This is a genomic window from Streptomyces sp. NPDC057743, assembly GCF_042798755.1.
Lineage (GTDB): Bacteria > Actinomycetota > Actinomycetes > Streptomycetales > Streptomycetaceae > Streptomyces.
In genome coordinates this window covers 20,463-42,901 of sequence record NZ_JBHVJX010000031.1, presented here as the reverse complement: position 1 = coordinate 42,901, position 22,439 = coordinate 20,463, and the positions used below count along the sequence as shown (strand labels likewise).

At 71.8% G+C, this 22,439-nt stretch carries 20 protein-coding genes and 1 tRNA gene; 2 read left to right on the top strand and 19 right to left on the bottom strand.

The features are described 5' to 3' along the window. Positions 1-72: 72 nt before the first annotated feature. The 15 genes from ACFVFQ_RS29365 to ACFVFQ_RS29295 all read right to left on the bottom strand — a co-directional run bounded on the left by ACFVFQ_RS29365 (position 73) and on the right by ACFVFQ_RS29295 (position 17,415). Positions 73-1,452 (bottom strand): aspartate aminotransferase family protein, encoded by a 1,380-nt coding sequence (locus tag ACFVFQ_RS29365; protein WP_383421726.1) that lies wholly within the window; start codon positions 1,450-1,452, stop codon positions 73-75. 81 nt (positions 1,453-1,533) lie between these two features. Next, positions 1,534-2,559, bottom strand: coding sequence for an adenosyl-hopene transferase HpnH (gene hpnH / locus ACFVFQ_RS29360; RefSeq protein WP_383421721.1), 1,026 nt, complete (start codon positions 2,557-2,559; stop codon positions 1,534-1,536). A gap of 5 nt (positions 2,560-2,564) precedes the next feature. After that, positions 2,565-3,212 (bottom strand): 1-hydroxy-2-methyl-2-butenyl 4-diphosphate reductase, encoded by a 648-nt coding sequence (locus ACFVFQ_RS29355; RefSeq protein WP_383421718.1) that lies wholly within the window; start codon positions 3,210-3,212, stop codon positions 2,565-2,567. Then, complete coding sequence (gene shc, locus ACFVFQ_RS29350) at positions 3,212-5,269, bottom strand: squalene--hopene cyclase (protein ID WP_383421715.1); 2,058 nt, start codon at positions 5,267-5,269, stop codon at positions 3,212-3,214. Before shc ends, ACFVFQ_RS29355 begins: the two co-directional genes overlap by 1 nt. A 107-nt stretch (positions 5,270-5,376) precedes the next feature. Next, positions 5,377-6,492 carry a polyprenyl synthetase family protein gene (locus tag ACFVFQ_RS29345; RefSeq protein WP_383421711.1) on the bottom strand — a complete coding sequence of 372 codons (1,116 nt, stop codon included), beginning with the start codon at positions 6,490-6,492 and terminating at the stop codon, positions 5,377-5,379. Continuing rightward, positions 6,489-7,946, bottom strand: a complete 1,458-nt coding sequence (gene hpnE / locus ACFVFQ_RS29340; protein WP_383421706.1) for a hydroxysqualene dehydroxylase HpnE — start codon at positions 7,944-7,946, stop codon at positions 6,489-6,491. Before hpnE ends, ACFVFQ_RS29345 begins: the two co-directional genes overlap by 4 nt. A 100-nt stretch (positions 7,947-8,046) precedes the next feature. Beyond that, on the bottom strand, positions 8,047-8,970 hold the full coding sequence (gene hpnD / locus ACFVFQ_RS29335) for a presqualene diphosphate synthase HpnD (protein ID WP_383421835.1): 924 nt from the start codon (positions 8,968-8,970) through the stop codon (positions 8,047-8,049). A gap of 26 nt (positions 8,971-8,996) precedes the next feature. Next, entirely contained in the window at positions 8,997-9,863 is an 867-nt protein-coding gene (gene hpnC / locus ACFVFQ_RS29330; RefSeq protein WP_383421703.1) for a squalene synthase HpnC, read from the bottom strand. 487 nt (positions 9,864-10,350) lie between these two features. Beyond that, entirely contained in the window at positions 10,351-11,142 is a 792-nt protein-coding gene (locus ACFVFQ_RS29325) for an ABC transporter ATP-binding protein (RefSeq protein WP_383421833.1), read from the bottom strand. Positions 11,143-11,146: 4 nt separating this feature from the next. Further along, positions 11,147-12,076 carry an ABC transporter permease gene (locus ACFVFQ_RS29320; RefSeq protein WP_383421700.1) on the bottom strand — a complete coding sequence of 310 codons (930 nt, stop codon included), beginning with the start codon at positions 12,074-12,076 and terminating at the stop codon, positions 11,147-11,149. A 76-nt stretch (positions 12,077-12,152) separates the two neighbouring features. Further along, on the bottom strand, positions 12,153-13,052 hold the full coding sequence (locus ACFVFQ_RS29315) for a glycosyltransferase family 2 protein (protein WP_383421697.1): 900 nt from the start codon (positions 13,050-13,052) through the stop codon (positions 12,153-12,155). After that, complete coding sequence (locus ACFVFQ_RS29310; protein ID WP_383421694.1) at positions 13,049-13,828, bottom strand: CDP-alcohol phosphatidyltransferase family protein; 780 nt, start codon at positions 13,826-13,828, stop codon at positions 13,049-13,051. The genes ACFVFQ_RS29315 and ACFVFQ_RS29310 overlap by 4 nt, the downstream gene beginning before the upstream one ends. Beyond that, positions 13,806-14,867 (bottom strand): iron-containing alcohol dehydrogenase family protein, encoded by a 1,062-nt coding sequence (locus ACFVFQ_RS29305; protein ID WP_383421691.1) that lies wholly within the window; start codon positions 14,865-14,867, stop codon positions 13,806-13,808. Before ACFVFQ_RS29305 ends, ACFVFQ_RS29310 begins: the two co-directional genes overlap by 23 nt. Next, positions 14,855-15,598, bottom strand: a complete 744-nt coding sequence (locus tag ACFVFQ_RS29300) for a sugar phosphate nucleotidyltransferase (RefSeq protein WP_383421688.1) — start codon at positions 15,596-15,598, stop codon at positions 14,855-14,857. Before ACFVFQ_RS29300 ends, ACFVFQ_RS29305 begins: the two co-directional genes overlap by 13 nt. After that, positions 15,595-17,415 carry a DUF5941 domain-containing protein gene (locus ACFVFQ_RS29295; RefSeq protein ID WP_383421832.1) on the bottom strand — a complete coding sequence of 607 codons (1,821 nt, stop codon included), beginning with the start codon at positions 17,413-17,415 and terminating at the stop codon, positions 15,595-15,597. Before ACFVFQ_RS29295 ends, ACFVFQ_RS29300 begins: the two co-directional genes overlap by 4 nt. Positions 17,416-17,822: 407 nt before the next feature. Here ACFVFQ_RS29295 and idi point away from each other — a divergent pair, with 407 nt between their 5' ends. Continuing rightward, the gene (gene idi, locus ACFVFQ_RS29290) at positions 17,823-18,434 is read left to right on the top strand and encodes an isopentenyl-diphosphate Delta-isomerase (RefSeq protein ID WP_383421685.1); all 612 of its coding nucleotides are present in this window, start codon (positions 17,823-17,825) and stop codon (positions 18,432-18,434) included. On the opposite strand, the gene ACFVFQ_RS29285 is transcribed toward idi, so the two are convergent. The 4 genes from ACFVFQ_RS29285 to ACFVFQ_RS29270 all read right to left on the bottom strand — a co-directional run bounded on the left by ACFVFQ_RS29285 (position 18,409) and on the right by ACFVFQ_RS29270 (position 21,614). Beyond that, positions 18,409-18,900, bottom strand: a complete 492-nt coding sequence (locus ACFVFQ_RS29285; RefSeq protein ID WP_383421682.1) for an ATP-binding protein — start codon at positions 18,898-18,900, stop codon at positions 18,409-18,411. The genes idi and ACFVFQ_RS29285 overlap by 26 nt on opposite strands. Before the next feature lie 201 nt (positions 18,901-19,101). Next, complete coding sequence (locus tag ACFVFQ_RS29280; RefSeq protein ID WP_383421679.1) at positions 19,102-19,689, bottom strand: HdeD family acid-resistance protein; 588 nt, start codon at positions 19,687-19,689, stop codon at positions 19,102-19,104. A gap of 127 nt (positions 19,690-19,816) precedes the next feature. After that, a tRNA-Met gene (locus tag ACFVFQ_RS29275) sits at positions 19,817-19,890 on the bottom strand. A 71-nt stretch (positions 19,891-19,961) separates the two neighbouring features. Beyond that, positions 19,962-21,614 carry an ABC-F family ATP-binding cassette domain-containing protein gene (locus ACFVFQ_RS29270; protein WP_383421676.1) on the bottom strand — a complete coding sequence of 551 codons (1,653 nt, stop codon included), beginning with the start codon at positions 21,612-21,614 and terminating at the stop codon, positions 19,962-19,964. 54 nt (positions 21,615-21,668) lie between these two features. On the opposite strand from ACFVFQ_RS29270, the gene ACFVFQ_RS29265 reads away from it, so the two are divergent. After that, on the top strand, positions 21,669-22,439 hold the full coding sequence (locus ACFVFQ_RS29265; RefSeq protein ID WP_383421673.1) for an enoyl-CoA hydratase/isomerase family protein: 771 nt from the start codon (positions 21,669-21,671) through the stop codon (positions 22,437-22,439).

The following is a 22,439-nucleotide window of genomic DNA, read 5'->3' as shown; positions in this document are numbered from 1 at the left end:
GCCTTCGGCACCCCACCGAAGACCCGACACCCTCGGCCAACTCGACGCCGCATCCCGCCAGTTGACCACCCGTCAACGGTTGGCGACCGCCTGTTTGACCAGCGTCCGCCCGAAGTCCCACAGCAGGCCGCCGCTGTGGGCATCGTCCATGACGGCGGTGAACGCCTCGACGAACCGGTCCACTTCCCGTTCGCCGATGATCAGCGGCGGAATCAGCTTGATGACCTCCAGATGGTCGCCGGAGACCTGGGTCAGGATGCGGTGGCGCTGCAACAGCGGCACCACGACCATCTGCGCGAACAGGCCCTTGCGGGCCGCCTGTAGCATCGTCCAACGACTGCGCAGTCCCAGCGACTTGGGCCGCCCGAACTCGATGCCGATCATCAGGCCGCGGCCGCGCACCTCGTGCAGCAGCTCGTAGCGGTCGACCAGCGCGGCCAGCCGGGAGCGCAGCAGCTCGCCGATGTGCCGGGCGTTGGCGACGACCTGCTCGTCCTCCATGACCGAGAGCACCGCCAACCCGGCCGCCATCGCCGGGGAGTTGGCGCCGAAGCTGGCGGAATGTACCAGCACCCGGTCCATGGACGAGTAGACCTTCTTGAAGATCCAGTCCTTGCCCAGGGTGGCGCTGACCGGGACGTAGCCGCCGGAGAGCGCCTTGGCGACGCACACCAGGTCCGGCTCCACGCCCTCCTCGTGCTGGAAGGCGAAGAAGTCGCCGGTGCGGCCGAGGCCGGTCTGCACCTCGTCGGCGATCAGCAGCGCCTTGTGCCGGTGCAGCAACTCCTGGGCGGCGCGCAGGAATCCGGGCGGCGCGGCGGTGACGCCCTTGCCCTGGATCGGCTCAACGACGAAGGCCGCCACGTCCCCGCGCCTCAACTCCCGCTCCAGCGCGTCCAGATCGCCCAGCTCGACGGCGGTGTCCGGCAGCAGCGGGGCGAAGCCGTCCCGGAAGCCGTCCTCGCCGTTGACGGAGAGCGAGCCGGTGGTCAGGCCGTGGAAGCCGTGGGTGCAGTAGACGACGCGCGGGCGGCCGGTCGCATAGCGGGCGAACTTCAGGGCGGTCTCGACGGCCTCGGTGCCGCTGTTGCCGAAGAACACCCGGTCCAGGTGGGGCGCGTGGCCCAACAGCTTCTCGGCGAGCAGTCCGGGCAGCGGCGGGCAGTCGAAGCGGGTGAGGTCGGCGAGTTGGGCGTCGAGGACGTCGTGCAGCGCCCGGCGGACGACCGGGTGGTGCCGGCCCAGACCCATCACGCCGAAGCCGGCGAGCATGTCGAGGTAGTCGCGGCCGTCGGCGTCGTAGAAGTAGGCGCCCTCGGCGCGTTCGTAGACCTTGTCGAAGCCGATGGTGTGCAGCATCCGCGGGAGCTGGTGGTTGAGGTGGCGGCTGTGCAGGTCGTAGCGCTCGCCGCCGCGTTCGGCGAGCAGCTCGGTCAGGTCGAATCCGGTCACGGTGGTCTCCTTACGGGCGGGCGGCGGACATGGGTCGGGGGCGCCGGGGGCCCGGTGGCCCCGGCGCCCCCGTTCACCGGGTCAACCGCGATTGCCCGCGACGGTCTCCTTGGCCGCCCGGAGGGACTCCTTCAGCGAGCCCATGGTGGCCAGCACGGCGGTGGGCTCGTAGCCGCAGTGCGCCATGCAGTTGGCGCACCGCGGGTCCTTGCCGCGGCCGTACTTCTCCCAGTCGGTCTCCTCGATCAGCTCCCGGTACGTCGGGACGTAGCCGTCGCTCATCAGGTAGCAGGGGCGCTGCCAGCCGAAGAGCGAGTAGTTGGGGATCGCCCAGGCCGTGCACGGGAAGTCCGCCTTGCCCTCCAGGAAGTCCAGGAAGAGCGGGCTGTGGTTGAGCCGCCAGCGCCGCCGGTTGCCGCCGGCGAACGCCTTCCGGAACAGCTCCCGGGTCTGTTCCACACCCAGGAAGTGCTCCTGGTCGGGGGCCTTTTCGTAGGCGTAGGCGGGCGAGAGCATCATCTCGTCGACCTTCAGGTCGTCGTTGAGGTAGTTGAGGACCTCGATGATGGTCTGCGGGGTGTCGGTGTTGAAGAACGTGGAATTGGTGGTGACCCGGAAGCCGCGCCGCTTGGCCTCCTTGATGGCCGCCACCGCCTCGTCGAACACGCCCTCCTTCGCGACGGATTCGTCGTGCCGCTCCCGCATTCCGTCGATGTGCACCGCGAAGGCGAAATACGGCGAGGGCGTGAACTTCTCCATCTTCTTGCGCAGCAGCATCGCGTTGGTGCACAGGAAGACGTACTTCCGGCGGGCCACCAACTGCCGGACGATCTCGTCGATCTGCGGGTGCATCAGGGGCTCGCCGCCGGCGATGGAGACCATCGGGGCGCCGGATTCCAGCACCGCTCCCACCGCCTGGGCCACCGGCATCCGCTGCTTCAGAACTCCGGCCGGGTGCTGGATCTTTCCGCAGCCCTCGCACTTCAGGTTGCAGGCGAAGAGCGGCTCCAGCTCGACAATGAGCGGGAACTTCTCCCGCCTGCGCAGCACTTTCTGTTCAAACAGATACGTTCCGACCCGGATGGATTGGCGGAGCGGCATGGCCATCTGGCTCACCTCCTGGGGAGCAGCAAAGAACGGTGCCAGTCAAAGAAAACGGGAAATACCGAGCGCAGCACACGGAAGGCCGATATTCCCCCGCGTACCGTCCCGATGCGCACGAGTTCGTGTTCCGGGGCGTCCACGACCACCCGGACGGCCGCAACCGCGGGGCTGCCGCACCGCACCGCCGCCCGCAGCGTCGCGGCGGACTCCATGTCCACCGCGATCGCACCCTCGGCGTGCAACGCGGCCCGCTCCGCGCCCCGTACGACGTGGTCACAGCCGCGCAACAGCCCGGTGTGCACCCGTAGATCACGCTCGCGCAGGGCACGCACCAGCGGGCCGTTGTCGCGGCAGGGCACGTCCGGGACGCCGCTTCGGTGGTCCCGGGTGGCCTCGGCGACGATCACGTCCCCGGGGCGCATCCCCGGGGCCAGCCCGGCGCAGAAACCGCTGGCCACCACCGGCGAGCCAGCGGTGGGCGCGCCCTCCCCCAGGGCGTCCGCCAGGGCGCGCTCCGCCGCCTGCGGCCCCATGCCGGTCCGGAGGGTGACCACGGCCGCCCCGGGGTCACCGCCCCGCAGCGCGAACCGTTCGATGCCGAGCGCACAGGCGACCAGCAGCGGCGGCTCCGCACCCGACGGGGGCCGTCTCGGCATCAGTCCCCCACCGGTGCCCCGGCGGTCGGGCCGGTGGCCGGTCCGCCGTGGACGTAGCGGCCGAGGGCGGTCAGCGGGAACACCTGGCGGTAGAGGTGGTAGTTGATGGAGAAGTCCCAGGGGAAGCCGGTGCCGGTGAAGTACGGCTCGTCCCAGGAGCCGTCCGGCAGTTGGCTCTCCACCAGCCAGCGCACCCCGCGGCGCACCGCCTCGCCGTCCCGCTCGCCGGCCGCGAGCAGCGCCATCAGCGCCCAGGCGGTCTGCGAGGCGGTGGAGGCGCCGCGCCCGGCCCAGCCGTCCCGGTCCCGGTACGAGCGCTGGTCCTCGCCCCAGCCGCCGTCCTCGTTCTGCACCCGCTCCAGCCAGCCGACGGCGCGGCGGACGGCGGGGTGCGCGGCGGGGATGCCGACGGCGGCCAGGGCGGGCAGCACCGAGCCGGTGCCGTAGACGTAGTTGGTGCCCCAGCGCCCGAACCAGGCGCCGCACGGCTCCTGTTCGGCCAGCAGCCAGGCCACGCCGCGGCGGGCGCGCGGGTCATGGCCGCGCCCGACCTCGGCGAACATCTCCACGACGTGCGCGGTGACGTCGGCCGACGGCGGGTCGATCACCTCGCCGAAGTCGCAGAACGGCAGCCGGTTGGGGAACGGGCTGGTGTTGTCGGCGTCGAACGCGCCCCAGGCGCCGTTCCTCGACTGCATCCCGGCGTTCCAACGCACCGCCCGGTCGATCGACTCCCGCACCCGCTGCGGGTCGGGGTGCTGCACCCGGCGCAGCGCCAGGACCACCTCGGCGGTGTCGTCGATGTCCGGGTAGTTGTCGTTGTGGAACTCGAACGCCCAGCCCCCGGAAAGGAGTTGGGGGCGACGCACGGACCAGTCGCCGGGCCGGTCGATCTGTTCGCCGAGCATCCAGTCGGCGGCCTTGACCAACTGCGGGTGGTCGGCGGGCACTCCGGCGTCGGCCAGTGCGATGGTGGCCAGGCAGGTGTCCCAGACCGGTGACTGGCAGGCTTCGATCATCCGGGCACCGTCCGCGCGCCAGACCGCGAACCGCTCCAGGGACTCCAGGCCGGCCCGCAGCACGGGGTGGTCGAGGTCGTAGCCGAGCAGGTGCAGGGCGATGAGGGAGTAGACGGCGGGGGGTTGGATGCCGCCCCAGCAGCCGTCGTTCTCCTGCCGCTCGATGATCCAGCGGGCGGCCGAGCGCATCGCCGCGGCCCGCGGCCGGCGCAGGGCGACCTTGTGGTAGAGGTGCAGCGCCTTGTCCAGGCGCTGGAAGAGGCCGTCCCAGCTCGTGGTGCGGGCGAGCGGGCGCGGCGGGTTGGGGTCGGCGGGGTCCTTGTGCAGCTCGTCGAGGGCGAACGGCGCCGGGCGGACCGGGCGTTTGGCCGAGACGATGGTGAGCGGCACGATGGTCTGCCGGGCCCAGCAGCCGAAGGCGTAGATGCTGAGCGGGAACCACTTGGGGAAGTAGATGAGTTCCGGGGGGAGTTCGGGCAGGTCGTCCCACTTCCACCAGCCGAAGAGGGCGAGCCAGATCCGGGTGAAGACCCGGGAGGCGGCGATGCCGCCCTGTTCGCGGATCCAGGCGGACGCGGTGGCCATGTGCGGGGCGTCGGGGGCGTCGCCGGCCAGCCGCAGCGCCACGTACGCCTCGATGGTGGTGGAGAGTTCGCCGGGCCCGCCGTAGAAGGTGGCCCAGGTGCCGTCGGGGCGCTGCTCGCCGCGGATGTGACGGGCGGTGGCCTCGGTGAGCTTCGGGTCCTGGATGCCCAGGAACTGACGGAGCAGCAGGTCCTCTGCGTCCATCGTGACGTTGGTTTCCAGGTCGCCCTTCCACCAGCCGGCGGGGTCCTGGACGGAGAGCAGGTAGTCGGTGGCGCGGGCGGTCGCCTCGCGCGCGGCGTCCGCCGTGTCCTGCCGCACGGCGGTGCGTTCTCTGCCGGCCGGGCCGGACTCCTCGACCTTGTCGGTCCCGGACTTCTCGACATCGGCATCGTTGGCCGAGGGGGCCCCGGGCGGCAGTGCCTCGGTGCTTCCGTCGGTCGTCGCTGTCATGGCTTCCCCTTCGTGCAGTGAACTGTCAATGCGTGACCAGGGATTCCGTCGGCCGGCGCCAGGACGGCGCCGGCCGGCGACTGCGAGCTATTGCGTGGTGATGGCCATCATCTCTCTCGTACGACGACGAAGTCCGCGAGCGCGACGAGCTGCGCACGGATCCGTTCGGGCATGTCGATCTCGTCCAGGGCTGCGATGGCGGTGGCGTGCTGACGGCGGGCCTCCTCGGAGGTCCACTCGCGGCCGCCGGCCTCCTCGATCAACGCCGCGCGGGAGGCGAACTCTTCCTCGGTGAAGTCGGCGATCTCGGTCTCGGTCTTCTTGGCGTCGGCGGCCAGGATCCCGGCGAGCCGCTCCGAGGCCGACCCGCCGGCCGCGAGCGCGGCGACGACGGGCAGCGACTTCTTGCGCTGCCGCAGGTCGCTCCAGGTCTGCTTGCCGGTGGCGTCCGGGTCGCCCCAGATGCCCAACAGGTCGTCGACGGCCTGGAAGGCGAGACCGAGGTGGTAGCCGTAGCGCTCCAGGATGTCCGCGGTGCGGTCGTCGGCGCCGCCGAGGACGGCACCGATGGAGACCGCGCAGGCCAGCAGCGCGCCGGTCTTGTTGCCCTCCATCTCCAGGCACTCCTCGACGGTGACCCGCTCGCGGTGCTCGTAGGAGATGTCCTGGGCCTGACCGTCGATCAACTTGCGGGTGGCCACGGTCAGTCGACGCGTGGCGCGGCCCGCGTCGACGGTGCCTAGCTCCAACAGTATTTCGTTGGCCAGCGCGAACAGTGCGTCGCCGACGAGGATGGCCTGGGCCGGGCCGTGCACCTTCCAGACGGTGTCGCGGTGCCGGCGCTGCTCGTCGCCGTCCATCAGGTCGTCGTGCAGCAGCGAGAAGTTGTGCACCAGCTCGACGGCGACCGCGCCGGGCACGCCGACCTCGGGGCCCTTGCCCGCGACCTCGGCGGAGAGCAGGGCGAGCGCGGGCCGCACGGCCTTGCCGCCGTCACCGTCGCTGGCGTTGCCGGCCGCGTCGATCCACCCGAAGTGGTAGGCGGCGACGGTGTCCATGGGAGGGGCGAGCCTGGACACGGCGGCACGCAGCACGGGAGTGGCGAGTGTCCGCCCGCGCTCCAGCAGCGCGGTGACGCTCGCGGTGTCGATAGCCGGGGAAGCCACGGTTTCTCCTCTGTTTCCGATGCTTGTGCTCGTGCGGGCACGCGTATGCGTCGTCATGCCGCCTCCTGAGGCAACTGGGCCTGCGGGACGCCGAGTTCGGAAAGTGCCTCACGGGCGGCTGCGGTGCCGCTGCGGACGGCGCTCTCCATGGTCGCGGGCCACCCGGTGGCGGTCCACGCTCCGGCCAGGAAGAGGCCGGGGGCTTGGGTGCGGGCGGGCGGGCGGAGCCGGCCGACGCCGGGGGCGGGCGCGAAGGTCGCGGTGCGCTCGCGGGTGACGAAGAAGTCGAGGATCCGGGCGCCCCGGGCGGCCGGCAACAGCCGTTCCAACTCGGGGAGGTAGCGGGCACGGAGCTTGGCGACCGGCTGGTCGATCTCCTGCTGCGCGGCGGACTGCGAGAGGGCTAGGTACTGGCTGCGTTCGTGGCCGGCGGTGCGGGCCAGCCCCGAGGCGTCGGTGCGGTCGAAGACCCACTGGACCGGCGAGCCGACCGCGGCGAAGAACGGGCGGCGCACCACCTTGCGGTCGTAGATGACATGGACGTTGAGGATCGGTGCGGTGCCGATGTCCAGCAGCCGGTCCCGGTCGGGCAGGGCACCGTCCGGCAGGAGGGCGTGCGCCTCGCGCTGCGGCACGGCGAGCACGACCGTGTCCGCGGCGAGCGTCTCGGTGCCGTGCGGGCCGTTCTCCACCGCGACCCGCCAGCCGGCGCCGTCGCGGGTGACGGCCGCGGCCCGGGTGCGCAGGGCGGTGCGGACGCCGGCCGCCTCCAGTGCGGCGGCGGCGCGGGTGTGGTGGAGCTCGCCGAGCGGGGTCCGGGCCCAGCCGATGTCGGCGGCGCCGGGCTCGGAGAGCAGCCCGGTCTTGAAGACCTTGGCGGCCAGGCCCAACGAGGCTTCGCCGGCTGGGGCGTTGAGGGTGGCGACGCCGACGAGGTCCCACAAAGCCTCGACGGCGCGCGGGCTCTGGCCGTGGCGGCGCAGCCAGCTGCCGAAGTCGGTGGCGTCCAACGCCGGGTCGGCCGGGTCCAGTTGCTGGAGCGCGAGGGTGGCGCGGACCACGCTGGCCCGCTCGGCGAGCGAGAGATGCGGGTAGAGCGCCAGGCTCTTGGCGAGGTGGAGCGGCACCGGCAGGGCGGTGCGCCGCAACCGGCCGAGCCGCATCAGGTCGGCGTCCAGGACCGGTACGTCCATCCGCTCCTGGAGCGGTGCCAGGCGCTCGGCGCCGAGCCGCGCCAGGTGGTCGCCGTAGGCGGTGCAGCAACGCAGGTAGACGTGCTGGCCGTTGTCGACGGTCAGCGGGCCGACGGCCGAGTCGCGGCGGAAGGAGAAGACCAGTCCGCCGAGCCGCGGCCGGCCCTCGACCAGCGTGACCCGCAGGCCCGCGTCGGCCAGCGCCAACGCCGCGGTGGTGCCCGCGATTCCGCCCCCGATGACCACCGCGGCCGCCCCTTCGGGACGGCCGGAGGGTCGGATCGGGTCGCGCCCGGGCAGCGTGGCTCCCGCTGTCATGCGTTCTCCCCCCTCACGCCTGTCAAGGACGCCTCCGTCCGGCGGAGGGTTGCCCGCCGCACCGATTCCGGATCATGACCGGGGTGCGCGGTCCGGCACGTCATGCCCGCCTCCTGACCGCCTGCCGGCGGCCAATCGCCCGCGCGTCGAGCCCGGAGAGCCCGCGCACCGCGACGAACGCCTTCTCCCGGCCGGGCAGCGAGACCCGCCCGCGGAGCACCGCCTCCGGGTCGTCGGCGATCCGTGTCAGCAGCCGGTGGTAGATCCCGGCCATCGCCGCCACGCAGGCGCCGCTGCGTCGGTCGAGCATCGGCAGCAGCCGGAAGCCGTCCGCGAACAGCGCGCGGGCCCGCCGGACCTCGAACTGCACCAGCCCGGTGAAGTCGGCGCCGGGCGGCGGCACCGGACCGTTGAACCCGGCCGAGCAGCCGAACTTGGCGAGGTCCTCGGCCGGGAGGTACGTCCGCCCGTTGCCCGCGTCTTCGCGAACATCTCTGAGGATATTGGTGAGTTGGAGCGCAAGCCCCAGCGTATCGGCGTATTCGGGGGCGCGTTCGGCGTCGAGTGCGCCGGGTACCGTGCCGAACACTCCGAGTGAGAGCCGGCCGATCGCCCCGGCGACGCAGCGGCAGTAGACCTTCAGCTCGTCCCAGGTCTCGTAGGTCTCGCCGCGGACGTCCGCCAGCACTCCGTCGATCAACTCGTCCAACGCGTCGAGCGGAACGGGGAAGCGCCGGGCGGTGTCGGCGAGCGCGACGGCCACCGGGTCGGTGTCGTCCTCGGCGATCCGGCCGTCCTTGATGCGGGCGAGCAGGGCGCGGGTTTCTTCCAGGCGCCGGCGCTTGGCGTCGAGGTCGAGAGCGCCGTCGCCGATGTCGTCGACCCGGCGAGAGAAGGCGTACAGCGCCGACATCCCCTGCCGCTTGTCGGCCGGCAACAGCCGGATCCCGTACGCGAAGTTGCGCGCCTGCTGCCCGGTGACCGTCTCGCAGTAGCGGTACGCAGCGAGCACCGGCGCGGACATCTGTGTGGTCGTCTCCACGGTCCGACTCACCCCTCTCGTCGCAATGTCGCCCCGACCTCGCGCAGCAGGCTGAGCTTGGTCGGCTTGGGCGGTCCGGGGAGCACGTCGTGGTCGGCGGCGGCGACCGCCTGGAGCGCGGCGCGCCCGCCGGCGACGAAGCCGGCCAGCAGCAGTCGGAGCCGCCCGTGCACGCTGTTCACCAGCGGCGCACCCTGATCCAGCAGTTCCCCGGCGCGCTCGGCCTGGAAGGCGATGAGCGCCCGCACGGACGGCCCGCCGGTCGGCGCGGCCAGATCGGCCTCGGTGACCCCGAAGCTCTTCATGTCGTCGGCGGGGAGGTAGATCCGGTCCCGACTGAGGTCCTCGGCCACGTCCTGGATGTGTTCGACGATCTGGAGCGCGGTGCAGATGGCGTCCGAGAGGCGGATGCGTTCGGGGCTGGAGGTGCCGGTGACGCCGAGCACGAGCCGGCCGACGGGGTTGGCGGACAGCTCGCAGTAGGCGGCGAGGTCGTCGTAGGTGGCGTAGCGACTGACCCGCTGGTCCTGGCGGTTGGCCTCGATCAGGCCGAGGAACGGCTCGGGGGTCAGCGCGCAGCGGCGGACGGTCGGGCCGAGCCGGCGCATCAGCGGGTGCTTGGGGCCGGGCGCGCGGTCGCTGAAGACCCGGTGGAGGTCGGCCTCCAGGGCGTCGAGCAGCGCCGGGCGGTCGTCGTACTGGGTGCGCTCCAGGCCGAGCAGGACGGCGTCGCCGCCACCGGGGGCCAGGTCGCCGTCGCCGATGTCGTCGACGAGGCGGGCGAAGCCGTACAGGGCCATCAGGTCGGCGCGCCAGGCGCGGGGCAGGAAGAAGGGCGCGACGGGGAAGTTCTCGTGCGCGGCTTGATCGAGCACGGTGCGCGTGTGGTCCCTCCCGCCACTCACCGCCACCTTCCGAAGGAAGGCGCGACGCGCCTGCTCGTCTCCTCGGCTCACCGGGGGCTACCCGGCGCGTTGTGGAGCCGGAGCGAACCAGTAGCCATTGCCGTCACGTCTCCCGTTCTACACCGCCGACCCAAAACAACCCATTTCGGACACGCCGCAGCGCGGGGGCGCCCCCCGCTCGATGAGCGTAGCTGAAAGTGGAGGGGCACCCTCCGATCGAGCTCCGTCGCTCGCCGAGGTGAATTTTGCCCGACTTGCACCAATTTTTCCGTTCAGTACCCGTACAGCTTACGCCGTACATCTAGAGGCTGATCGATCGGGTACCGAAGCCTCGGGCAACGATCTAACCAACGCCACAGGACGCTCAACCGTTCCCGCATTCACGGGAGTTGACCATTTCTTCACGTTCGAAGGCCCCCGCGAACGGACTCGCGAGGGCCTTGCGCGATGGGACGGGCTATTTGCCCGTTTCCTTCTCGTACGCCTTGATGACCTCGTCGGTCGGGCCGTCCATCAGCAGTTCGCCCCGCTCCAGCCACAGCACACGATCACAGGTGTCCCGGATCGAGTTGTTGTTGTGGCTGACGAGGAAGACCGTACCCGCATCCTTGCGGAGCTCGCGGATGCGGGCCTCGGAACGCTTCTGGAAGGCCCGGTCGCCGGTGGCCAGCGCCTCGTCGATGAGCAGCACGTCGTGGTCCTTGGCGGCCGCGATGGAGAACCGCAGCCGGGCCGCCATACCGGACGAATAGGTGCGCATCGGCAGGGAGATGAAGTCGCCCTTCTCGTTGATGCCGGAGAAGTCGACGATGCCGTCGTAGCGCTCGCGGATCTGCTCGCGGGACATGCCCATGGCCAGGCCGCCGAGGATGACGTTCTTCTCGCCCGTCAGGTCGTTCATCAGGGCCGCGTTCACGCCCAGCAGCGAGGGCTGACCGTGCGTGTAGACCTTGCCGCGCTCGGCCGGCAGCAGCCCGGCGATCGCCTTCAGGAGCGTCGACTTGCCGGAACCGTTGGAGCCGATCAGGCCGATCGACTCGCCCTTGTACGCGGTGAAGGAGACGCCCTTGACCGCGTGCACCTCGCGCATGCCCATCGACGGCCGGCGCCGGATGATGCGGCTGAGCGCCGCGGTCGCGCTGCCCTTGCCCGCGCCGGTGCCGTAAACCCGGTAGACGATGTGCAGTTCGTCGGCGATCACCGTCGGGATCTGCTCCTGCGCCACCTCGGTCGGCTGGACGCCTTCCATCTGCTCAGCCACGTCCGTACCGCTCCTCAGCCTTCCAGAAGTACACAAAGCCCGCGACGCCCGCCAGCACCGCCCAGCCGAGCGCGAACGCCCAGACGTGCGGCGGCAACTGGCTCGCCCGGAAGCTGTCGATCAGCGCGAAGCGGATCAGGTCGATGTAGACCGCGGCCGGGTTGCCGTAGAGCAGCACCTCGACCCAGTGCGGGACGTGCTTGCCCTTGAGGATCACGCTGATGCTGAACATCACGCCGGACGCGTACATCCACGTCCGCATGATGAAGGGCATCAACTGCGCCAGGTCCGGGGTCTTGCTGCCGAGCCGGGCCATGATCATCGCCAGGCCGGTGTTGAACACGAACTGGAGCAGCAGCGCGGGCAGCACCAGCAGCCAGGACCAGGCCGGCACCTGACCGAAGGCCAGCAGGATGACCACCAGCACGCCCATGGAGAACAGCAGTTGCTGCAGCTGCATCAGGCAGAACGAGATCGGCAGGCAGGCGCGTGGGAAGTGCAGGGCGCGCACCAGGCCGAGGTTGCCGGAGATCGCCCGGGTGCCGGCCATCACCGAGCTCTGGGTGAAGGTGAAGATGAAGACGCCGGTCACCAGGAACGGGACGAAGTCCGGGACGCCACGGCTGGTGCCGATCAGCACGCCGAAGATGAGGTAGTAGACGAGCGCGTTCAGCAGCGGCGTCGCCACCTGCCAGACCTGGCCCAGCTTCGCCTGGCTGAACTGCGCGGTCAGCTTGGCGCTGGCGAAGGCGGAGATGAAGTGCCGGCGGGCCCAAAGCTGCCGGACGTACTCCACAAGGCTGGGCCGGGCCCCGCTCTGCGCCAGTCCGTACTTCTCGGCCCGCTGGAGGGGGCTGAGACCTTCGTCGGCGGATGGCGGGGCACTCATGGCGACCGCACTGTCGTGCGTAGTCTCGCTCACAGTTGACACTTTCGTCCTCAAGGTGCGCTGCCGGGGACGCCCCGGTTCGCGCCTGATGCTCTCAGATACGAGCTTGTCAGATGATGGGAGGGCGGCCCAGCCGGGTCAGGCGCCACACGGTAGTCCACTTCATGGGACGCCGAGGACCGCAGGCCGTTGACCAGCCCTCCTTGAATCCGCCCAGCCAGGCCCGCAGTCCGGGCAACGATGGCCGGCGGGCGAGGGTGAGCAGGAACCAGACACCGAGGTAGACCGGTACCAGCGGGGCGGGGAGGTTGCGACGGGCCAGCCAGACCCGGTTGCGGGCCACCATCCGGTGGTAGACCGCGTGCCGGGCCGGGGCCGTGGTGGGGTGGTGCAGGACCAGGTCCGCCCGGTAGTCGACGAGCCAGCCGGCGTCCAGTGCCCGCCAGGCCAGGTCGGTCTCCTCATGGGCGTAGAAGAAGTCGTCGGGCAGGCCGCCGACCTCGGAGAGGACCGCGGTGCGGACCGCGTTGGCGCCGCCGAGGAAGGTGGTCACCCGCGAGGAGCGCATCGGGTCGGAGGCGCGCAGCCGCGGGACGTGCCGGCGCTGGGTCAGCCCGGTGTCCGGATCGGCGATGCGGAAGCTGATGATGCCCAGCTTCGGGTCCGCGGCGAACGCCTGCCGGCACAGCTCGGCGGTGTCGGCGTTCGGCAACAGCCCGTCGTCGTCCAGGAACAGCAGCGCATCCACGTCCCGGCCGCCCGGGCCGAACGCCTCGATGCCGACGTTGCGGCCGGCCGGGATGCCGACGTTCTCCGGCAGCTCGACGGTCCGCACGGCGAGCCCGGGGACGTCCAACTCCGGCAGCGGGGCGCCGTTGCCGACGACCGCCACCTCGATCGGATCGCCGTCCTGCTTGGCGACGGATTCCAGCAGCGCGCGCAGCTCGGCGGGGCGGTTGCCCATGGTGAGGACGACCGCCCCGAGTCGCATGCGGGGTGCCCCGGTCATTTGAGCCTGCTGGAGGCGAGGATGGACACCAGGTGCAGCAGGGTCTGGAGCAGCGCGATGCCGGCCAGCACCGCGACGCCGAGCCGGGAGAAGAACAGGTCGCCCCGGACCGCGTCCACGATCGCCAGCACCAGGATCAGCAGCGACGCCTCGATGCCGAGGATCAGCCGGTGGAACTTGAGCGCCGCGGCGGCCTTGCGGGCCAGCGCCATTCCGGACGAACGCGGCTCGGCCGCCGCCTCCTTGACCGGCGGCAGCCCGCCCTGGTGCCGGGCGACACCGACCAGGTCGGTCTCGGCCTTGATCAGGATCGCGCCGAGCGCGGCCAGGGTGCCCAGGAACGCCCAGAGCCAGTCGATCCGGCCGGGGCCCCACAGGTCGGCGGCGCGCAGGCCGAAGCCGACCAGCACCGCCGCGTCGCACAGGTAGGCGCCGACCCGGTCCAGGTAGACGCCGCCGAGCGAGAACTGCTTCTTCCAGCGGGCGACCTCGCCGTCGACGCAGTCGAGCAGCAGGTAGAGCTGGACCATCAGCACGCCGAGCGCGGCGCCCCAGATCCCCGGCACCAGCAGCGCCGGGGCGGCGAGGACGCCGAAGACGGTCATCAGGTAGGTCAGCTGGTTGGGCGTGACCTTGGTGTTCACCAGGTACCGGTCGCAGCGCAGCGAGATTTCCCGCATGTAGAGGCGGCCGGCCCAGTGCTCACCGCTGCGCCGGTCCTTCACGCCCTCGGGGTGAACGACCGGGCGGAGTTCAGCTACTGATGGTTTCGGCATAGTCGGCGTATGCGTCCCTGATCTGGTCGGTGGTCAGGTCCAGGTGCTCCAGAATCGTGTAGCGGCCCGGACGGGTCTTCGGGGCGAACTCGACGGCCTGCACGAACTCGTCGTCGGTGAAGCCGATGTCGCCCGGGGTGACCGGCAGGCCGTGGCGCTGGAGCACCTCCACCATCAGCCCCGCGGTCTCGCGGTCGCCGCGCAGGTGGGTGGCGAAGGCGGCACCGAGGCCGCACTGCTCGCCGTGGCTCGCCGCCCTCTTGGGGAAGAGGAGGTCGAAGGCGTGGTTGATCTCGTGACAGGCGCCCGAGGCGGGGCGGCTGTCGCCGGCCACCGACATCGAGATGCCGGTGAGGACCAGGCCCTCGGCCAGCACCTGGAGGAAGTTGTCGTCGCCGACGCTCCCGGGGTGGCGCAGCACGGCCTCGCCGGCCTGCCGGGCCATCGCCGCGGCCAGCCCGTCGATGTCCTCACCGGTCTCCCGGTGCGAGAGCTCCCAGTCCGCGACCGCGGAGATGTTGGAGATCGCGTCGCCGATGCCGGAGCGGACGAAGCGGACCGGGGCCTCGCGGATGATGTCGAGGTCGATCACCACGGCGATCGGGTTGGGCACGCCGTACGAGCCGCGGCCCGCGTCGTTGTCGAGGGTGGCGACCGGCGAGCACAGCCCGTCGTGCGACAGGTTGGTCGCGACCGCCACCAGCGGCTTGCCGATGCGCGCCGCGGCGAACTTCGCACAGTCGATGATCTTGCCGCCGCCCAGGCCCACGACCGCGTCGTAGTGGCCCTTCTTCATGGCGTCGGCGAGCTTGATCGCGTCGTCGAGGGTGCCGCCGCCGACCTCGTACCACTCGGCGCCCGGCAGGGCGGGGGCCAGCCGCTGGCGCAGCCGGGCCCCCGAGCCACCGCTGATCGCGATGGCGAGCTTGCCGGAAGCCGAGATGCGCTGGTCGGCCAGCACGCCCGCCAGGTCGTCCAGGGCGCCGGCGCTGATGTCGACGACGACCGGGGACGGAATGAGGCGGGTCAGTACAGGCATGCGATGTCACGGCCCTTCGCGAGGTCGTCGTGGTTGTCGATCTCGACCCACTTGACGTCGCCGATCGGGGCCACGTCGACCTTGAAGCCGCGGTTGACCAGCTCCTGGTAGCCGTCCTCGTAGTAGAGGTCGGGGTCCCGCTCGAAGGTGGTCTTCAGGGCGTCGGCCAGCTCGGCGGCGGCGGAGCCCTCGATGAGGGTGACGCCGATGTACTCGCCGGTCGCCTCGGCCGGGTCCATCAGCTTGGTGATCTTCCGGACGCCCTTGGCGGGGTCCGCGACGACCTTCATCTCCTCGTCGGCGAGCTGCTTGACGGTGTCCAGCGCGAGGATGATCTGCTGGCCGTCGCCGCGCGCGGCGAGCAGGTCCCGCTCGACGGAGACCGGGTGCACGGTGTCGCCGTTGGCGAGGATCACCGAGTCATGGGCCGCGATCACGTCACGGGCACACCACAGGGAGTAGGCGTTGTTCCACTCCTCGGCCTTGTCGTTGTCGATGAGGGTGATCTTGAGGCCGTACTGCTGCTCCAGGGCCTCCTTGCGCTCGTACACGGCTTCCTTGCGGTAGCCGACGATGATCGCGACCTCGGTGAGACCGATCTCGGCGAAGTTGCCGAGGGTCAGGTCGAGGATGGTCTTCTCCCCATCGACCGGCACCAGCGCCTTGGGCAGGGTGTCGGTGTAGGGGCGCAGACGCCGTCCGGCGCCGGCGGCCAGCACGAGGCCGATCATGCGGGTTCTCCTTCATCGTGAACGGCGGGTGCGCCGTGCTTGTGAGCGGCCACCCAGAAGCGGATGCTCTCGGCGAGCACCAGCAGCGCCAAGAGCACAGCGAGTGCCGTGAGCGCGACTGCGAAACCTGTGGCGGGCAGCGCGGCGGCCAGGACGGCGACCACGAGGATCCGCCCTTCGTACCCGCCGGTGGCCCGGACCAGCCACCGCGGTGGGGCCCCGGCGCCACCGCGGATGCGGTAGACCGTGTCGTAGTGATGGTAGGCGACCGCCGCGACCAGCCCGAACGCCGCGGGCAGCGCCGCATGGGCGTCCGAGCGGGCGGCCAGCACCAGCACCGTGAGGTATTCGCCGGCCCGGAAGAAGGGCGGGACGAGCCAGTCCAGGGCGCCCTTGAGCGGGCGGGACAGCGCCGCGGCGGCCAGCAGCGTGGAGCAGGCGGCGACGCCGACGGTGAGCCAGGACGCCGGTTGTGGCTGCGAGATCAGCCACACCAGCAGCACCGCGGACGAGAGAAACGCCATAACGGGTGCCAGGAGGGAACCGGTCCGGCCGCGGCCGCTGCCGCGGCGGGTGAGCAGTTCGACCAGCGGGCCGTAGTCGGCGAGCTCCGCGAGCGCGCGGGCGGCACGGTCGGTGCGGCGGGCGCGCCGGGCCCGGGAGCGCAGCACCCGGCCGGCGGTGGTGTAGCAGGCGGCCAGCGCGCAGCCGACGAGCAGGGCGTAGAAGACGATGCGGGGGGTGGTGAGCGCGGTGAGCACGGCGATCATGGCCCAGCGTTCGCCGATGGGCAGCACGATCATCCGTCGCACCCAGACCGTCCAGCCGACGCTGTCGAGCCGGTCGGAGAGCGCCACCGCGGGGCCGGCGGCGCCGGCGCCGCCCTCGAAGTCGCTGCCCTCGTTGAAGGCGAAGTCGACGATGTGCCGGCAGGTCTGGAGGATCATCGCGCCGAGCGCCAGCGCCCATACGTCGTCCCCGCCGCGGGCCGCGCCGAGGGCGAGCCCGGCGTAGTACGCGTACTCCTTGGCGCGGTCGAAGGTGGCGTCCAGCCAGGCGCCCAGCGTCGAGTACTGGAGCGAGTAGCGGGCCAGCTGCCCGTCGGTGCAGTCCAGGACGAAGGAGAGCAGCAGCAGTACGCCGGCGGCGACGAAGCCGCCGCGGGTGCCGGTGGCCGCGCTACCCGCCGCGATCAGCGCGGTGAGCAGGGACGCGGTGGTGACCTGGTTGGGGGTCAGGCCGCGGCGCGCGCACCAGCGGGCGAGGTAGCGGGAGTAGGGGCTGATGCAGAAGGTGGTGAAGAAGCCGTCGCGGGACTTGACCGCGGTGCGCAGCCGGACCGCCTCGTCGTCGACGGCGGCGACCGCCTCGCGGGCCTCCTCCCGCTGGGCGGGGGTCAGCGCGAGGGTGGCGACCAGGGCGCCCGGCTCGACGCGGTGCAGTCCGACGTCGGCGCGGTCGAGCGCCTCGGTCAGGGTGTCGGTGAGCACGTCCGTCAGGTGCGCGGTGCCGGCGCCGACCGGGATGCGGCCGGCGGCGCGGTCCAGCGCGGCGCGGGCCGCGGGCTGCACGGTGAGCGCGCCGGGCACGGCGGCGGCCGGGAAGCGGGGGTCGGTCAGGGCGAGCCGCAGGGCGTGCAGGTGCCCGACGAAGCGCGGGTCCACGAGGGCCACCCGCTCCTGGGCGGGTGCCTCGGCGAGGAGTTCGGCGGCGCCGGCCGGGTCATCGGCCGCGCGGACCTCGAAACCCAGTGCGCGCAGGTCGGCTTCGAGCGACGACCCGGCGACCGGCGGACCGGTGAGGATGGCGGTCGACAGACGAACTCACTCCTTGGATGCTGACGAGCAGCGCCGGTCGGTCCGCATTCGGCACGAACTACCCGGGCGGCGGGCGTGGCACACCGGGCCGTGGAAGGCCGGGGGCACGTCGGCAGAGGCTATCTGATCGCGGGATGCGGCCGTTCACCGTGCATTCACCACTCGATCGGGTGACCGACGGCTGCGCCTGCCGCGATCATCATGGTGGATCGGGGCGCGCCGGAACAACTGGCCGACGGGCCGGGTGCCGGATATGCGGGGGCTGGTCACGGTTGCCGTGGGGCGGCTGTGGCGAGGGCCATGCCGGCCGTGGGCCCGCGGCCGTGGCCGCACCGGGCGGCGCTCTGCCGATGACGGCCGGCCTGGTGGGGCAGACTTGACACCGACGAACGACGACAAGGATGGGCATGCCGATCACACCTCCCAAGGGACAGACCGCCGGAACTTCTGCGGTGGGGGCACCGGACGGCGCCGCCGATCCGATCATGCTGGAGCTGGTCGACGAGGACGGCAGGACGGTCGGCACAGCGGAGAAGCTGGCGGCGCACCAGCCGCCCGGGCAGCTGCACCGGGCGTTCTCGGTCTTCCTCTTCGACGAGAAGGGGCGACTGCTGCTCCAGCGTCGGGCGCTGTCGAAGTACCACTCCCCCGGCGTGTGGTCCAACACCTGCTGCGGCCACCCGTATCCCGGGGAGACGCCGTTCGCGGCGGCGGCCCGGCGGACCGCGGAGGAGCTCGGGGTGGCCCCGGCGCTGCTGGCCGAGGCCGGGACGGTGCGCTACAACCATCCCGATCCGGACTCCGGTCTGGTGGAGCAGGAGTACAACCACCTGTTCGTGGGGCTGCTGCGCACCGCGCCGGCGCCGGACCCGGAGGAGATCTCCGAGACCGCCTTCGTCACGCCGGCGGAGCTGGCCGAGCGGCATGCCCAGGTGCCGTTCTCGGCGTGGTTCATGACCGTGCTGGACGCGGCGCGTCCGGCGGTTCGGGAGCTCACCGGGCAGTCGGCGGGCTGGTAGCCAGCGGGGTCAGCGGCAGCTCGGCCCAGATGGCCTTGCCGCCGCCGGCGGTGAGCTCCACATCGCACTTGCCGCCCACCTCCGCGGTGAGCACCTTGACCAGCCACAGGCCGCGGCCGCCGATGTCCCCCTCGTCCGCCTCAAGTGCCTTGGGGCGGTAGGGGTGGTCGTCCTCGACCGCGATCCGCAGCCAGCCGGCGCCGAGGGTGAGCTGGACGGCGATCTGCGGGGAGAGCAGCGCGGCGTGCCGGACGGCGTTGGTGACGAGTTCGGAGACGATCAGCAACAGCCCGTCGAGGACGTCGTCGGCGACGGGCACGCGCTGTTCGGCGAGCAGATCCCGGACCGCGTGGCGTGCCTGGGGCACCGACGACTCCAGTGCCGGGGCGGTGAACCGCCAGACACCTTCGTACGCGAGCGGGGAGGTCAGCTCCTCGGGAGGTTCTGCAGGGGGTCCGGAAGGCATCCTCACAGGACGAGTGTTGAGAATGCGCCGGTCCTGGCCGGCCTCCTGAACACAAGTCAGCGCCTATCGACGGCAATTGGTCGATTCTGGCGGAATTGATCGGCCTCGTGACACGCCCCGTCGCTTTACTTTCGTATTTTCGGCGCGGCATCGCGGGGCGTTCCCGGCGCCCGGACAAATCCGTCCGCGCCGGGGTAGGGATCAAGCCACTCTGCCGCCCTCGACCATGTCGACCACCCGCCGACCGCTGAGCCCCATGGCGAGCAGGCCCAGCCCGTCGAAGAGCAGCTCCAGCGAGAAGAAGGTGCCGATGACGTAGAGGCTGCTGTGTGGCCAGTTGGCGAGCACCAGGACGCCGAGCAGCAGGCCGATGACGCCCTGGAGGAGCGTCCAGCCGAACTGCGGTCCGCGGACCACGACGGAGCCGACCAGCCGGAACAGCCCGCCGGCCAGGAAGAGCAGGGCGGCGAACATGGTCAGCGCGGCGGCGGTGACGTCGGGGCGGCGGATCACCACCACGCCGGCCGCGATGTTCAGCGCCGCGACGATCACCGCGAGCCAGAAGAAGCTCGTGCCCCGGGACTGGATGGCCTGCGCCAGCCCCACCAGGCCGCCGATCAGCAGCAGCCAGCCGAAGAGCAGCATCGTGGTGAGGGTGGCCACGCCGACGTAGATCAGCCCCACGATTCCGGCCAGTACGAGGATGGTGCCGAGCGCCGCGAGCAGTCCGAAGCTGCGCCCCAGTCGGGCCGCCGGGCTGCGCCGGGAGGACTTGGATCTGCCGACCATCGCCACCTCCTCGATCGAGGACCACTTTGTCCCGGTATACCGCGTATTGCGGGAGGGGGCAGGGCGAGCGGGATACGAAAACGACGGTGGACCCGGTGCCTGGGCACCGGGTCCACTGTCTCTTCAGTAGCGGGGACAGGATTTGAACCTGCGACCTCTGGGTTATGAGCCCAGCGAGCTACCGAGCTGCTCCACCCCGCGTCGACCTGGAATACCTTACGGGGCGGCCGGCGCGGTGACAAATCGAATGCAGGAGCGGTCGCCGGGGGTGGTCACACCTGCCGGTCGGTGATCCGTCCGCCGTCGACCTCGATGCGGCGCGTGGTGTGCACCGCCGCCAGCATCCGGCGGTCGTGGGTGACCAGGAGCAGGGTGCCCGGGTACGAGGCGAGCGCGGACTCCAGTTGTTCGATGGCCGGCAGGTCGAGGTGGTTGGTGGGCTCGTCGAGCACCAGGAGGTTGACGCCGCGGCCCTGGAGGAGGGCCAGGGCGGCGCGGGTGCGCTCCCCTGGCGAGAGGGTGTGCGCAGGGCGCAGCACATGGGCCGCCGTGAGGCCGAACTTGGCGAGCAGGGTACGCACGTCGGCGGGGGCCAGGTCCGGGACGGCGGCTCGGAAGGCGTCCAGCAGGGTGGGGTCGCCGCTGCCGTGGAAGAGCTGGCCGCGGGCCTGGTCGATCTCGCCGACGACCACGCCGGGGCCGAGCGCGGCCGCGCCGGAGTCCAGCGGCAGCCGGCCCAGGAGGGCGGCGAGCAGGGTGGACTTGCCGGAGCCGTTGGGGCCGGTGATGGCGACCCGGTCCGCCCAGTCGATCTGGAGGTCCACTGGGCCGAAGCGGAAGGCGCCGCGGCGCACCTCGGCCTGCCGGAGGGTGGCCACCACGGCGCCGGCGCGGGGTGCAGCGGCGATCTCCATCCGCAGCTCCCACTCCTTGCGGGGCTCCTCGACGACCTCCAGCCGCTCGATCATCCGCTGGGTCTGCTTGGCCTTGGCGGCCTGCTTCTCGGTGGCCTCCACGCGGCCCTTGCGACCGATCTTGTCGTTGTCGCTCGCCTTGCGACGGGCGTTACGGACGCCCTTCTCCATCCAGTTGCGCTGGGTGTGCGCGCGGGTCTCCAGGGCCGACCTGGTGTCGGCGTACTCCTCGTAGCGCTCGCGGGCGTGCCGGCGGGCCCGTTCGCGCTCCTCCAGATACGCGGTGTAGCCGCCGCCGTAGGTGTTGACCTGCTGCTGGGCGAGGTCGAGTTCGACGACGCGGGTGACCGTGCGGGCCAGGAACTCGCGGTCGTGGCTGACCAGGACGGTGCCGGCGCGCAGCCCGGAAACGAAGGACTCCAGCCGGCCCAGGCCGTCCAGGTCGAGGTCGTTGGTGGGCTCGTCGAGGAGGAAGACGTCGTAGCGGGAGAGCAGCAGGGAGGCGAGCGAGGCGCGGGCGGCCTGGCCGCCGGAGAGGGCGGTCATCGGCTGGTCGAGGCTGACGGCCAGGCCGAGTTGGGCGGCGGTCTCCTCGGCGCGGTCGTCGAGGTCGGCGGCGCCCAGGGCCAGCCAGCGCTCCAGGGCGGTGGCGTAGGCGTCGTCGGAGCCGGGGCGCTCGTCGGCCAGGGCCTCGGTGGCGGTGTCCAGGGCGCGTTGGGCCTCGGCCACGCCGGTGCGGCGGGCGAGGAAGGCGCGGACCGATTCGCCGGGGCGCCGGTCGGGCTCCTGGGGAAGGTGGCCGATGGTGGCGGAGGGCGGGCTGAGCGCGAGGGCGCCCTCTTCCGGGGGCGTCAGGCCGGCCAGCAGGCGCAGCAGGGTGGACTTGCCCGCCCCGTTGGCGCCGACCAGACCGATCACGTCGCCGGGGGCGACGACGAGGTCCAGGCCGGAGAACAGGACGCGCTCGCCGTGGCCGGCGGCGAGGTCTTTGGCGACGAGGGTGGCAGACATCAGACCGCCGATGGTATCCGGCACGACATTTCGGGGTCGCTCTAATATCCCGGCATGGAACCGGCTCTGAGGACGCAGGTCGACGGCGGCACGGCCACCGTCACCATCAGCAATACGGGCAAGCGCAATGCGATGACCGTCGGGATGTGGCGGGAGTTGCCGTCGCTGCTGGCGCGGCTGGCGGCGGACCCCGCGGTGCGGGCGCTGGTGCTGACCGGGGACGGCGGTACGTTCTGCGCGGGGGCGGACATCGGGTCGCTGCGGGACGCGTCGGGCGCCTCGCAGGGGCTGGCGGTGGAAGCCGAGGAGGCGCTGGCGGCCTTTCCGCGGCCGACGGTGGCGGCGATACGCGGCTACTGCGTCGGCGGCGGCGCCCAGTTGGCGGCCGCCTGCGATCTGCGGTTCGCGGAGGAGGGGGCGCTGTTCGGGGTGACGCCGGCCAAGTTGGGGGTGGCGTATCCGGCGTCGGCGACCCGGCGGCTGGTCCGTCTGGTGGGGCCGTCGGCCGCCAAGTACCTGTTGTTCTCCGGGGAGTTGATCGACTGCGCGCGGGCGCTGCGGACCGGGCTGGTGGACGAGGTGCTGGCCGAGGGCGAGTTGGACAAGCGGATCGCGGAGTTCACCGCGGTGCTGGCGAGCCGGTCGCTGCTGACCCAGACCGCGGCGAAGGAGTTGGTCGACGGCGCCTGGGACGTGCCGGCGGAGGCGGCCGAGGCGCGCGGGGCCCACTGGGCGGCGCGGGCGCGGGAGAGCGGCGAGACCGCGGAGGGGGCGGCGGCCTTCCTGGAGCGCAGGGCGCCACGCTTCCGGTGGCCGGCGGGCTGA

Excerpts from the sequence above, each read along its gene's own strand:
- ACFVFQ_RS29315 (WP_383421697.1), bottom strand. The coding sequence starts at position 13,052 with ATGACCGGGGCACCCCGCATGCGACTCGGGGCGGTCGTCCTCACCATG.
- hpnE (WP_383421706.1), bottom strand. The coding sequence starts at position 7,946 with ATGACAGCGGGAGCCACGCTGCCCGGGCGCGACCCGATCCGACCCTCC.
- shc (WP_383421715.1), bottom strand. The coding sequence starts at position 5,269 with ATGACAGCGACGACCGACGGAAGCACCGAGGCACTGCCGCCCGGGGCC.
- idi (WP_383421685.1), top strand. The coding sequence starts at position 17,823 with ATGCCGATCACACCTCCCAAGGGACAGACCGCCGGAACTTCTGCGGTG.
- ACFVFQ_RS29270 (WP_383421676.1), bottom strand. The coding sequence starts at position 21,614 with ATGTCTGCCACCCTCGTCGCCAAAGACCTCGCCGCCGGCCACGGCGAG.
- hpnD (WP_383421835.1), bottom strand. The coding sequence starts at position 8,970 with ATGTCCGCGCCGGTGCTCGCTGCGTACCGCTACTGCGAGACGGTCACC.
- ACFVFQ_RS29265 (WP_383421673.1), top strand. The coding sequence starts at position 21,669 with ATGGAACCGGCTCTGAGGACGCAGGTCGACGGCGGCACGGCCACCGTC.
- ACFVFQ_RS29355 (WP_383421718.1), bottom strand. The coding sequence starts at position 3,212 with ATGCCGAGACGGCCCCCGTCGGGTGCGGAGCCGCCGCTGCTGGTCGCC.
- ACFVFQ_RS29325 (WP_383421833.1), bottom strand. The coding sequence starts at position 11,142 with ATGGAAGGCGTCCAGCCGACCGAGGTGGCGCAGGAGCAGATCCCGACG.
- ACFVFQ_RS29310 (WP_383421694.1), bottom strand. The coding sequence starts at position 13,828 with ATGCCGAAACCATCAGTAGCTGAACTCCGCCCGGTCGTTCACCCCGAG.
- hpnH (WP_383421721.1), bottom strand. The coding sequence starts at position 2,559 with ATGGCCATGCCGCTCCGCCAATCCATCCGGGTCGGAACGTATCTGTTT.
- ACFVFQ_RS29280 (WP_383421679.1), bottom strand. The coding sequence starts at position 19,689 with ATGGTCGGCAGATCCAAGTCCTCCCGGCGCAGCCCGGCGGCCCGACTG.
- ACFVFQ_RS29285 (WP_383421682.1), bottom strand. The coding sequence starts at position 18,900 with ATGCCTTCCGGACCCCCTGCAGAACCTCCCGAGGAGCTGACCTCCCCG.
- ACFVFQ_RS29305 (WP_383421691.1), bottom strand. The coding sequence starts at position 14,867 with ATGCCTGTACTGACCCGCCTCATTCCGTCCCCGGTCGTCGTCGACATC.
- ACFVFQ_RS29345 (WP_383421711.1), bottom strand. The coding sequence starts at position 6,492 with ATGACGACGCATACGCGTGCCCGCACGAGCACAAGCATCGGAAACAGA.
- ACFVFQ_RS29300 (WP_383421688.1), bottom strand. The coding sequence starts at position 15,598 with ATGATCGGCCTCGTGCTGGCCGCCGGCGCCGGACGGCGTCTGCGCCCC.